Source organism: Rhodococcus sp. WMMA185 (assembly GCF_001767395.1).
Lineage (GTDB): Bacteria > Actinomycetota > Actinomycetes > Mycobacteriales > Mycobacteriaceae > Rhodococcus_F.
In genome coordinates this window covers 486141-499159 of sequence record NZ_CP017014.1, presented here as the reverse complement: position 1 = coordinate 499159, position 13019 = coordinate 486141, and the positions used below count along the sequence as shown (strand labels likewise).

Genomic DNA, 13019 nt, shown 5'->3' with positions numbered 1-13019 from the left:
CTTGTGGCTGTGGGCCACCGGTCTCGGTAGGGCACGACCGCAGCCCGTCGACGTCATCGATTCCGAGAAGGTGACTTCGTCGAGTGTGCCACTAGAGCGCGTGAGCGCGGCTCTTGGTTCCCCGTCGAGATCACCGCTGTCGAGCGCGGAGACAACACGGCGCCCTGCCGCAACCACGATCAGTCACGACAGGGCGCTCGAGCAGAACGTCAACTCTCACTGTGTTGCGGGAACCGTATCCGCCTAGTCACTCACGACGCTGATCGTCGCGAGCGGCCCCGCACCAGCGTTGAGCGGCGCATCCTGGTCATCCCTGGGTGTGCAACGCGAGGGTGCCCACTGCACGCCGAAGAACTGGGCCTTCGGCAGGAAGGTGTAGTAGTTCTCGTCCGCGTTGTAATTCGCTGCGTTACCCGAGGTCCGAACCTGCGGCGTGATGACGCCGTCATCGCCTGCCGTCACGGTGACGTCAACGGCGGGAAGCTGATACCAGCTGTCGCCGTTGTCGTTCACGGTGCCGTCAAGGTTCTGCTGCAACTTGGGAGCTCGGATGCCTCCCTCGCTGTCTATGCTCGAGGACGGGCCGTTGGCGATCGTCTCGTTACCACCCGACAGGCGCAGAATGTTGCCTGCAGCATCAGGGTTGCCATCCTCGCCTACGCGCAGCACGCTCGGCTCGACACCGTCGAGGTTGATACCTGATCCCGGCACCACTTCCGCACTCACGAAGGTGGTGTTGGCAGGAATCTCATAGTCCACCTTCAACCGCGAGATATTTGTGGTGGACGCGCCCGAGTCTCGATCCGGGAAGAATGTACCGCCCGGCTGAATGCGGTAGGTGAAGGTCTCACCCGCCACCACCGATTCCGGTGCATCGACATTCATCGAGGTATCCGCAACCTTGTGCACCGTTAACAACGAATCTGCCTGGCACGCATTCTTGAACGAGGTGGTGTTCGGCGCCGCATTGGCGGGACTGCCGATCAACATCAGGCCCGTGGCCATAGCGACAGATGTGACGGGCACGGCGCAACGCCGCAGGTACTGCACTGACATAGCACTCCTTAGACCCGACTTACAGACAGACGTCGAGTGTTGGTTGGACAAAACGATTCACACTCTGCCACCGCAATCAAGAACGTGTTGCAGTATTGGCAATATTCGACGAAATTTGCTGATCTTCAATCACTTTCTCCTACGGCATTCGCCGGGGCCGAAGATGTTCTCACGATGGGTGGCAGTACATCCACGAATTGTCTTTGCGCCCAGCCGATCACCGCTCACTCGAGATTGGACATTCGACCGTCACTACGCCGGGGCCTACGGCATTACCGCTCGGCCTCGCCGAGTCGTTGCCGCAGATACTCACGCTCGGGCTCGGTTCCGACCAGCTCGAGCGCGCGCCGGTAGGCATCGGCGGCTTCCCCATTGCGCCCGAGGCGGCGTAGTAGTTCCGCCCGTGCCGCTGGATAGGGATGGTGCGAGTGCAGCAGCGGGTTGTCGCCGAGGTCGTCGAGGAGTTCGAGACCGGCCTCGGGGCCGTCACGCATCGCGATCGCGACCGCTCGATTGAGCATCACGATCGGCGACGGCGCTATTTTCAGCAGGACGTCGTACAGGGCCACAATCTGCGGCCAGTCGGTGCTCGCGACGTCGGTCGCCTCATCGTGCAGCGCCGCGATCGCAGCCTGCACTCCGTAGGCCCCGGGTGGGCCGCCGGTGAGGGCGACCAGCACCAGCGCGCTCCCCTCCTCGATCATCGGATGGTCCCACTCGGTGCGATCTTGATCATTCAGCAGCACCAATCCGCCGCCAGGGGCGGTGCGGGCGCCGCGGCGGGCATGGACGAGCAGCATGAGCGCCAGGAGGCCGGCGACCTCGCGTTCGTCGGGCAGGAGCCGATACAGGACCCGCGTCAGACGGATCGCTTCCTCGGCGACGTCGAGGCGTTGAAGCCGTGGCCCACCGCTGGCGGCGTACCCCTCGGTGAAGATCGAGTACAGGACTTGCAGGACACCGGACAGGCGCTGTGGGAGTTCGTCCGCGCCCGGCACCCGGAACGGAATGCGGTTCGTCCGAATCCTCTTCTTGGCCCGCACTATTCGTTTCGCCATGGTGGCCGGTGACACGAGGAACGCACGCGCCACCTCGGGTGTCGTGAGGTCGGCGAGGCAGCGCAGGGTGAGGGCGGTACGGTCCTCCGCCGACAGCGCCGGGTGCGCGCACGTGAAGAACAGCTGTAGACGTTCGTCGGGGAGGTCGCCACCAATATCCGCAGGCGGTGCGGGGTCGGCGCGATCCGCCTCCACCTGCAAGGCCGCTATCCGCGCCGCGAGCACCTGGTCCCGGCGCAGTCGATCGACGGCCCGGCGACGCGCGGTGGTCAGAAGCCAGGCGCCGGGCTTGGACGGCACTCCGTCCACCGGCCAGTGCCGTAGAGCCGCCTCGATCGCCTCCGACGTCACCTCCTCAGCCAGGTCGAGGTCGCCGAACCGGCTGACCAGGGCGGCGAGCAGTCGGCCGCGTTCCTCTCGGAAGACCGCCTCGACGGATGCCTCCGCGTCGGGTCCGCGGCCGCTGCCCACCGCAGCCATCCGATGTCAGTTCTCGAACTCTTCGACTGGGCGGATCACGATCCGGCCGCCGTCGCGCGCTCCGGGGCACCGCGCCGCCCAGTCGAGTGCGACGTCGAGGTTGGGCACGTCGATGACGTAGAAGCCGCCCAGCACCTCGCGGGTCTCGGCGAACGGCCCGTCGGTGGTGACGGTGCGTTCGCCGTCCGGCCCCACCTGAATGCTGGTGGCCGTGGTCAGATCGGCCAGCCCCTCCCCCGAGACGAAGATCCCGGCGTCCATGACCTCCTTGTCATAGACCCTCCACTCCTCCATCGTGGGGCCATCACACGTGTTGGCGGTGGACTCGGCGTTGATCAGCAGCATGTACTTCATGGTCGTCTCCTCCTCAGGAGTTTCTCGTGCCAGTTGCGGTACACCATGACGACGAACTAGAAGGCCGCGAATGGACAGGGTCGGCGAAAATTCTCGCCCGGGAAAACTCTCGGCCGCGATGACGAGACCGCGAGCGGTACGGGCCTTGGCCTTTCCGTGGTACACGAGGGGATCGCACTCGGAATTCCGCCTCTGGCTGCTCCACGGATGCGAGTCTAGGAGGATCTTTCCGGTCGCGTGGGCGCTTGTGGAGCAAGATGCGGGCGACACGACCACTGCTCCCGGAGGAGCGCTATCCACGATTTATCCCGGCCGTTTCCCGTCGCCCATGGCATCGCTCAAGATCGGGCAGGCGACGGCCAATGCGCCGGGGGCAGTCATCCGCCAGTGCGTCGTCGGCACCGGGTGGTTGTGTACCTGTCCGGTCACGGCCCCGTCCCATTCCCGTACGGCCCGGGACCCGGTGTCATCGTCAGCCATTGCGGTGAAGAACACGATGTCGCCCTCGAAGCGTTCCGGGCAATATTCCAACATCAACCGGGAGTTGCGTTCCGCCGTCGAGAGGAGCCGCCCCACAACCTGTTCGGCTCGTTCGACGGATTGCCCAGTCAACCCAGCCATTTCGGTGGTGACGGCTTCGACACTCAGGTCCGAGAGGGTAGAGCCGGCTGCGCCCTGGTCTCCACCGAATCCGCCAAGCAATTCGCTCACGGTGATGCTCTCCAGAGATCCGTCCTTCTCCTCGGTCGAGCCGACGAAGCTGTCCATCATGGCCAGCAGCTCCACTCGCTCGCCCATTGCCTGAAGTTGGATCGCCATCGCATGCGCAATGACGCCGCCCAACGACCAGCCGAGCAACCGATACGGACCGGCCGGCTGAACCGCACGGATCTCGTTGGTGTACCGCTCCGCGAGTTCCTCGAGCGAATCGGGCGCGAAGCTATCGTCGACGATCGCAGGACTCTGGACTCCGTAGATCGGCATGTCTCCGTCGAGGTGCTGGGCTAGACCCGAGTAGCACCAAGACAATCCGACAATCGGGTGTATACAGAACAGCGGTGTCGCCGCACCTGCCTCCCGGATGGGAAGCACCGGACCGAAGCCCTCCTGTGCCGTGCCCTCGACACCGGCCAGGATGCGAGTGGCCAGTGCTTCCACAGTCGGATCCGAGAACAACCATTGCACCGGTACGGTCGTGTTCAGTTCACTTCCCAACCGAGCCGTCACCCGCGTCGCGATCAATGAATTGCCACCGAGGGCGAAGAAGTCATCATCGAGCCCGACCCGCTCCACACCGAGCACCTCGGCATAAGTCTCCGCAACGATCTCTTGAACCGGAGTCGTCGGCGCACGGAACTCCCGAGGCGCCCACACCGGCACCGGCAACGCATTTCGATCCACCTTTCCGCTCGGGCGCAATGGGAACTCGTCGACAAGCATCAGGAGCGCGGGAACCATGTACGCGGGCAGGGACCGCCCGATCGCCTCGCGCAGCGCCTCGGTGTCCACCGAGCGGCCGCTCTCCGGCATCACATACCCGACCAGGTGCTCGCCGAGGTTGCTCTCGTGCACGATCACCACCGCTTGCGTGACCGTTTCCTGTGTCACCAGTGCCGACTCGATCTCCCCCAACTCGATCCGCAGACCCCGCACCTTCATCTGAAAATCTGTGCGCCCCAAGAACTCGAGATTCCCCTCCCGATTCCACCGCACCAGATCCCCGGTGCGATACAACCGTGCGCCCGGCGCACCGAACGGATCTGCCACGAACCGCTCCGCCGTCAGATCCGCCCTGCCCTGATACCCGCGGGCCAACTGGACCCCACCCAGATACAACTCCCCCGCCACCCCGACAGCCACCGGGTGCAAACGAGCATCGAGCACATACGTATGGGTGTTCCACACCGGGCCACCGATCGGCACGGTGACCACGTCCCGGTCGTCACACAGGTAGGACGTCACGGTGACTGCGGCCTCGGTCGGCCCGTACATGTTGTCCAGACGTGCATCCGACTTCGCCGCCAGCCGCCCGAACAACTCCGCCGGCAATTCCTCCCCGCCGACATACACCAACCGCAACGAATCGGGAAACTGCACCTCGGGATCAGTCAGCAGCATCGCCAGCATCGACGGCACGAACACCGCCGCGGTTACACCCCTGTCCGCGATCAGCGACAGCAGGTATTCCGAATCACGATGCCCATCCGGCCGGGCGATCACCAGCCGGGCGCCGACAGCCAAAGGCAAGCACAACTCCAAGAGAGAAGCATCGAAGGTCGCCGGAATCTTCGATACCACCACATCGGAGTCGCCCACACCGTATTCGGAGACGATCCACGACAACTGATTGGCGATCGCGCGGTGACTGACCGCCACCCCCTTCGGACGCCCGGTCGACCCCGACGTAAAAATCACATATGCCGTGTTCTCCGGCCGCACCGGCCCGAGCAGCTCGGACCCCGCCACCACCGCAGGGGAATACCCCGATACATCCACCTCGTCGATGTTGACCACACCGTCCGCGGACTCGGCGAATCCGTCCTGGGACGTCGACAACACGCACACCGGTGCCGCGGTATCGAGCACATAGTCGTTGCGTTCGCGGGGCTGGTCGGGGTCGATCGGCACATACGCCCCGCCCGCCCGCAGCACCGCATAAATTCCAACCATCAATTCCAGCGAAGGGCGCATCCCGACCGCCACCAATGACTCCGGACCCACCCCGACACCGATCAAGTACCGCGCCAACCGATTCACCCGAGCATCGAACTGCGCATACGTCAGCGACTGCCCTTCGAACACCACCGCCGCCGCATCCGGAGACCGCACCACCTGCTCGGCGAACCTGTCCAGTAGTAACCTCTCCGGCACTGGGTGGTCGGTGTCGTTCCAGGTATCGAGAACCAACGCCCGCTCGGAGGCGTCGAGGACTGACACATCCCCCACCAGAACCGATGGATCGTCGAGAACCGCCTCGAGCACCCGCACAAACCGCTCCCCGATCCCCGCCACCGTGCCGGCATCGAAGATGTCCGTCGCATACACCAACGACCCCTCGTACCCGCCGTCGGCCGCCTCACCGAAAGTCATCGACAAATCGAACGGCGCCGCCGTCCACTCCACCTGAACCGGCGACACCGTCAACCCCGTCAACTCCACCTGCGACGGGGTGTAATTCCGGAACGCCAACATCACCTGAAACAACGGCGAGAACGACTGCGACCGCGTCGGATTCAACTTCTCCACCAGAGCCTCGAACGGCACATCCGCATGCGCGAACGCCTCGAGGTCCCGCTCCCGCACGGAATCAACCAACTCGGTGAACGACAGATCCGGATCACACTCGACCCGTAACACCAACGTGTTCACGAACATCCCGACCAGGTCATCGAGCGCCGCCTCACCCCGACCCGCGACGGCCGACCCCACCGCGATATCGGTGCTGCCACTGAGCTTCGCCAACACCACCGACAGCACGGCATGGAGCATTATGAACGGGGTTACCCCTCGCTCCTGCGCCCACGCCTGCACCCGCGCCACCGTGGCCGCCGACACCTCGAACTCGACACAACCACCACCGCCCGACCGCACTGCAGGGCGCGGCCGATCCGTCGGCAAAGCCAACACATCCGGCAACCCCGCCAACGCACCCGTCCAGTAGTCGATCTGCTGGCCGGCCAGCGATTCCGGATCATCCTCCGACCCGAGAAGCTCCCGCTGCCAGAGTGTGTAGTCGGCGTACTGCACCGGCAACGGAGCCCACCCCGGCTCGTGTCCGGCATGACGGGCCGCATACGCCACCATCACATCCCGGGCCATCGGCGCGGTCGACACCCCGTCGGTGCAAATATGGTGCGCCACCATGGCCAGCACGTGCTCGGACTCCGAGACCCGCAACAAAGCCCCCCGCACCGGTACCTCAGCGGTCACATCGAACCCGAAACCCACCAACTCTGCGATCCGCTCATCGGCCTCCTCCGTAGTCACCAGGACCGGCGTCAGATCCACCGGCACCTGCGAGACCGGTACCACCACCTGCAGCGGCCCCTGTTCCGAATCCGGGAACACCGTCCGCAACGCCTCGTGCCGAACGAGTACATCGGCCACCGCGGCATCCAAGGCCGCCACATCCAACTCACCCGACAATCGGATCACTACCGGAATGTTGTACACCGCCGACTCCGGGTCGAACTGGTTCAAAAACCACATCCGCTGCTGCGCCAACGACAACGGCACTCGATCTGGCCGTGGACTCGCCTCGAGTACCGGACGCCCACCCTCACCGGCATGCCGCTCGACCCGTAGCGCCAACGCCTCCACCGTCGACGCCTCGAAAATCACCCGCATCGGCACCCGGGCATCGAGCGCCGCACCCAACCGGGCGATCACCCGGGTCGCGATCAACGAATTGCCACCGAGGGCGAAGAAGTCGTCATCGAGCCCGACCCGCTCGACACCGAGGACCTCGGCAAAAATCTCCGCAACGGTCTCTTGAACCAGGCTCGTCGGCGCCCGGAACTCGCGGGACTTCCACTGCGGCTCAGGTAACGCTTTCCGATCCACCTTCTCGCTGGCGGTCAACGGAAACTCGTCGACGACCATCAGGACCGCGGGAACCATGTACGCGGGCAGCGATCGCCCGACGGCTTCCCGCACCGCCTCCTTGTCCACCGAGCGGCCGCTTTCAGGCACCACATACCCCACGAGCTGCTGGCCGAGGTCATTTTCGTGTACCGCCGCTGCGGCCTGCGAGACCGCATCCTCGGCCACCAGTGCCGACTCGATCTCCCCCAACTCGATCCGCAGACCCCGCACCTTCACCTGAAAATCTGTGCGCCCCAAGAACTCGAGATTCCCCTCCCGATTCCACCGCACCAGGTCCCCGGTGCGATACAACCGTGTGCCCCGATCACCGAACGGATTCGCCACGAATCGCTCCGCCGTCAAATCCGCCCTGCCCTGATACCCGCGGGCCAACTGGACCCCACCCAGATACAACTCCCCCACCACCCCGACAGCCACCGGGTGCAAACGGGCATCGAGCACATACGTATGGGTGTTCCACACCGGGGCACCGACCGGCACGGTGACCACGTCCTGGTCGTCACACCGGTAGGACGTCACGGTGACCGCGGCCTCGGTCGGCCCGTACATGTTGTCCAGCCGTGCCTCCGACTTCGCCGCCAGCCGCCCGAACAGATCCACCGGCAATTCCTCGCCGCCGACATACACCAGTCGCAACGAGGCAGGTATCCGTACGGTGGGATCCGCCAGCAACGTCGCCAGCATCGACGGCACGAACGCCGCCACCGTGGCACCGGCATCCGCGATCAGCGCCAGCAGGTATTCCGGATCACGATGCCCGTCCGGCCGGGCGATGACCAACCGGGCGCCGACAGTCAACGGCAGGAACAACTCCAACAAAGAAGCATCGAAGGTCACCGGAATCTTCGACACCACCACATCCGAGTCGGTGAAGGCGTATTCGGAAACCATCCACGACAACTGATTGACGATCGCGCGGTGACTGACCGCCACCCCCTTCGGACGCCCGGTCGACCCCGACGTGAAGATCATGTACGCCATATTCTCCGGACGCAACGGAGCACGCCGATCCGTATCCGTCACCGGCGCAGACGAATACCCCGACACATCCAGGTTGTCAACCTCGACAATCTCCAACCCCACCGGAAGAACACCACGATCGGCCGCAGTGGTCAGCACCAATACCGGATCCGCCGTCTCGAGTACGTCGTCATTGCGTTCGCGAGGTTGGTCGGGGTCGATCGGCACATACCCGCCACCGGCCTCGACTACCGCGTACAGAGCGATCACCATCTCCAGTGACCGGCGCATCCCGACCGCCACCAACGACTCCGGACCCACCCCGACACCGATCAAATACCGCGCCCACCGATTCACCCGAGCATCGAACTGCGCATACGTCAGCGACTCACCTTCGAACACCACCGCCGCCCCATCCGGAGACCGCACCACCTGCTCGGCGAACCTGTCCAGTAGTAACCCCTCCGGCACTGGGTGGTCGGTGTCGTTCCAGGTATCGAGAACCAACGCCCGCTCGGAGGCGTCGAGGACCGAAACATCCCCCACCAGAATCGATGGATCGTCGAGAACCGCCTCGAGCACCCGTACGAACCGCTCCGCGATCTGCTCCGCCGTCGCCGCATCGAAAATGTCGGTCGCGTACTCGAGCGTCCCCTCATACCCGCCGTCGGCCGTCTCACCAACCGACATCGACAGATCGAACGGCGCCGCCACCCGATCCACTCCGACCGGCGCGATCGTCGAACCTGGCAACTCCACCTGCGACGGGGTGTAATTCCGGAACGCCAACATCACTTGAAACAACGGCGAGAACGACTGCGACCGTGTCGGGTTCAACTTCTCCACCAGAGCCTCGAACGGCACATCCGCATGCGCGAACGCCTCGAGGTCCCGCTCCCGCACGGAATCAACCAACTCGGTGAACGACAGATCCGGATCACACTCGACCCGCAGCACCAACGTGTTCACGAACATCCCCACCAGATGATCGAGCGCCGCCTCACCCCGACCCGCGACCGCCGATCCCACCGCGATATCGGTGCTGCCACTGAGCTTCGCCAACACCACCGACAACGCCGCATGCACCACCATGAACGGGGTTGCCCCCCGCTCCCGCGTCCACGACCGCACCCGCCCCGCCGTGGCCGCCGACACCACGAACTCCACACTGCCCCCAGCACCCGACCGCACCGCAGGCCGCGGCCGATCCGCCGGCAACCCCAACACATCCGGCAACCCCGCCAACACATCCGCCCAATAGTCGGATCGGCCGATGAGCTCGAGAGAATATCCCTCGGGGCCGGGCGAACGGACCCAACGCACCTCGTCACCAGTACGATAAAAACGCTGCCCCGGTTCCCCGAATGGGTTGGCCACGAACCGCTCCGCCGTCAACCCCCGATGGTCGTGATACCCGCGCGCCAGGCCCAGCCCGGCCAGGTAGAGTTCTCCGACGACCCCCGCCGGGACCGGCTGCAGCCTGCGGTCCAAGACAACGGCTCTCATGCCCTGGAGGGGCCCGCCGACGGCAATCGGGCTACCCCGCGACAGCTCGCCGACGGTCGCGACGATCGTCGTTTCGGTGGGCCCGTAGCTGTTGATGAACCTGCACGCCGTGCCGAACCGGTCAACGAGGTCTGATGTGCACACACCCCCGCACACCACCACCGTCTCGAGATGTTCGAGTGTCCGCGGGTCGATGGTGTCGAGCGCCGCAGGAGCCGAAATGATGTGTGTCACCATCTCCTTTCGCAAGACGTCATTCAGTTCGTTCCCGCCGCGCACTTCCGGTGGGGCAACGACCATGGTGGCACCGGCACTGAACGCCGGGATCATCTCGAACACGGAGGCATCGAAGCTCGCCGACGAGAAGCACAACACCCGCGATTGAGCGGTGACACCGAGTTCCGAGCGGGCGGCGGCCCCGAAATCCGCCAGCCCGGCATGTGTGACCGGGACGCCTTTCGGGACACCGGTCGGACCCGACGAGTAGATCATGTACGCCGTGTTGTCCGGTCGCAGAACCGAAGTGCGCTCCGCATCCGTGATCTGCGCGTCCGTCAGACCCGCACACTGCCGGATAGTCGCTTCGGCGTCGAGCGTGATCCAGTGTGTGGTGTCGGGAAGATCCACGACCAGCTCATCCAGGGTGATACCCACGAGCGCACCCGAATCGGTGAGCATGTGCGCGACCAGATCGGTCGGCAGACTCGGGTCGATCGGCACGAAGGCGGCGCCCGCCTTGGCGACAGCCCAGAACGCGACCAACGACTCCGCCGATCGTGGCAGGCACAACGCTACATAGGTCTCCGGGCCGACACCATGCGCGATGAACAACCGTGCCAAGCGGTTGGAACGGGCCACGAGATCCTGGTAGGTGATCTCCGTACCCGATGCACGGATCGCGATACCGTCCGGGGCAGCAGCCACACCTTCGGCCAGCAGATCGGGCAGCAGACGCACCGGTTCACGCTCCGGGCCGCACGCAGGGACCAGGTGCGCGACCTCATCCTCATTCAGGATCGCGAGGTCGCCGATCCGGCGATGGGCCGGCGCGTCAGCGAAGACGGCCAGGAATTGGAGGAATCGCGTGTGGTGTCCACCCAACTGCTCCTCGGTGTACAGATTCGGATTGGCCTCGAAGTCGATCTGCGCCACCTGACCCGTGATGCTGGGGTACAGATTCACGGTCAGATCCTCGACGGGACCGGTACCTAGCACGTTGAAGCGGCCGACCGAGTCACCGACTCGAAACTCGTTCTCGAACAGCATGATGTTGATCGACGGACCGAAGAGGCCCCGATGGCCACCGACGATCCCGGCGTCTCGCCGAATGTCCTCGTGCCGGTACCGCTGGTGGCGCAGCGCGCCCGTCAACTCGAGTTGCGCAGACCGCATCAGGTCGGCAACCGTTGTTTCGCCCCGTACCGGTAGACGGATCGGCACCACGTTGGCGACCATGCCGCCGGAGTTGCGCAGTCTCGCGGTCGTGCGGGCCGAGACCGGCAGACTCAGCACGACATCGTCCTCGCCGGTAAGTCGGGACAAGAACGCCGCCACCGCGGCCACCGCCACGGTAGCGAACATCGAACCCGGTCGCCGGGACAGTAGCCGCTGCACAGAAACTTCCGTAGCGCGCGGAAATGGTGCGCTGACAACCCGGGCAGGCAGTCTGGGGGATGCCGACCATCCTGCAAGACTGATCGGATCCGGGAAGTTGTGGCTACGCTCGGACCAATACTGGCGATCCTTCTCGAATCTGTTGGATGTGCGGTATCGATGCTCGTCCTCGACGATTTCACGGAGTGAATTAGCCCGGAACCTCGCCGGATCGCGTCCTTCTACCCTTGCCGCATACAACTCCGCCGTCCGGTTCATGAACGTCATTGCGCCGAAGCCGTCGAGCGCGATGTGGTGGATTCGCGAGTACAAGTAGTAGTGGTTGTCGGCAAGGCGGAGCGTTGCGGAGCAGATCAGCCGATCGCTCAGCAGGTCGATCGGTGTGCTGTATTCGGCCCGCATCCACGCGTGGGCGGCCGCGCATGGATCTCCTTCGGACCGAAAGTCGCGATGAACCCACTCGGGGCTGAGCGACTCGTCGATCAACTGGAACGGTTCACCATCTCTCTCGACGATCCTCAGCATGCCGGTTCCGAGTTCGCGTGTCGCGATGAGCGCGCTCTCTACCAATAGGTCGACGTCGAGATCTAGATCGGTGAACTCCACGTACTGTGAAATCGCGATCGGAACATCATCGAGGAGATGCTGGGCGAACCAGATACCGCGTTGAGCAGCAGAAAGAGGGAACAGACCCGACTGCGTCGGAATGTCAACGTTCGACAGTCCACACTGGGCGTAGCTGAAATCGAGATCGTCCGACGATGACACTGATTTGTTCCCCACCGCTATGTGTCCGCAAGCCTGGGAACCTGGGCAGTACCCCGGCGGACCCAGTACCGCCTGATTTACTCGTGCGAGGATCTACACCTGCATACCCCGTAGCCAAGCTGGATAGTTTCCAGGCCGGGTGTAATAGAGCCTACCAACTAGCCTCATTGACATGCGACGCCATTGTGAATGCGCGTGATCTTGGTTCCTGCTCAGTCGATCACGCCCGCTCGGGGCGCTCGTGCGTGATCGCAACGGGATCGGATTCTAGTGGCTGACGATGCTGCGCGATAGTGCGAGCTGCTCCAGAGACAGTGGCCTGCTGCTGCGATGCACAGCGTTCCCGAAAGCACAGAATCGGGCCCGTACGTGCGAAAGTCGATTCCTGGATCCTCAAAGAAATTGGTGCACAGGCACATCGAGAGCTGGACTCAGTGCGTACCCACCCCCTCGGGTGCAGCGAAGGCAATGGCCGTTCTAGACCCACTCGAGCAAATTCGTCCGGGATCGAGATGGTCAGCTCAACCTGACTAGGAGAGCTTCTCTCCCCCGATGAGCTGCCGCGGCCTATCGTGGATCGAAGGAACTCATCTGATTCGAGACCCACTTCATGGGAGA

The 13019-nt window shown here is 64.2% G+C and carries 4 protein-coding genes; all 4 read right to left on the bottom strand.

The window, feature by feature from the left end:
• Positions 1-243 precede the first annotated feature (243 nt).
• On the bottom strand, positions 244-1056 hold the full coding sequence (locus BFN03_RS02065) for a hypothetical protein (protein ID WP_070377611.1): 813 nt from the start codon (positions 1054-1056) through the stop codon (positions 244-246).
• 272 nt (positions 1057-1328) lie between these two features.
• A complete protein-coding gene (locus BFN03_RS02060; RefSeq protein ID WP_070377610.1) occupies positions 1329-2594 on the bottom strand; it encodes an RNA polymerase sigma factor in 1266 nt (421 codons plus the stop codon).
• A gap of 6 nt (positions 2595-2600) precedes the next feature.
• Positions 2601-2948, bottom strand: a complete 348-nt coding sequence (locus BFN03_RS02055; protein ID WP_070380534.1) for a YciI family protein — start codon at positions 2946-2948, stop codon at positions 2601-2603.
• A gap of 303 nt (positions 2949-3251) precedes the next feature.
• Positions 3252-12401, bottom strand: a complete 9150-nt coding sequence (locus BFN03_RS02050; protein WP_070377609.1) for a non-ribosomal peptide synthetase — start codon at positions 12399-12401, stop codon at positions 3252-3254.
• Between the last annotated feature and the right edge of the window lie 618 nt (positions 12402-13019).

Bases quoted from the DNA above. Each gene is read 5' to 3' on its own strand.
- BFN03_RS02055 (WP_070380534.1), bottom strand. From the start codon at position 2,948: ATGAAGTACATGCTGCTGATCAACGCCGAGTCCACCGCCAACACGTGT.
- BFN03_RS02065 (WP_070377611.1), bottom strand. From the start codon at position 1,056: ATGTCAGTGCAGTACCTGCGGCGTTGCGCCGTGCCCGTCACATCTGTC.
- BFN03_RS02060 (WP_070377610.1), bottom strand. From the start codon at position 2,594: ATGGCTGCGGTGGGCAGCGGCCGCGGACCCGACGCGGAGGCATCCGTC.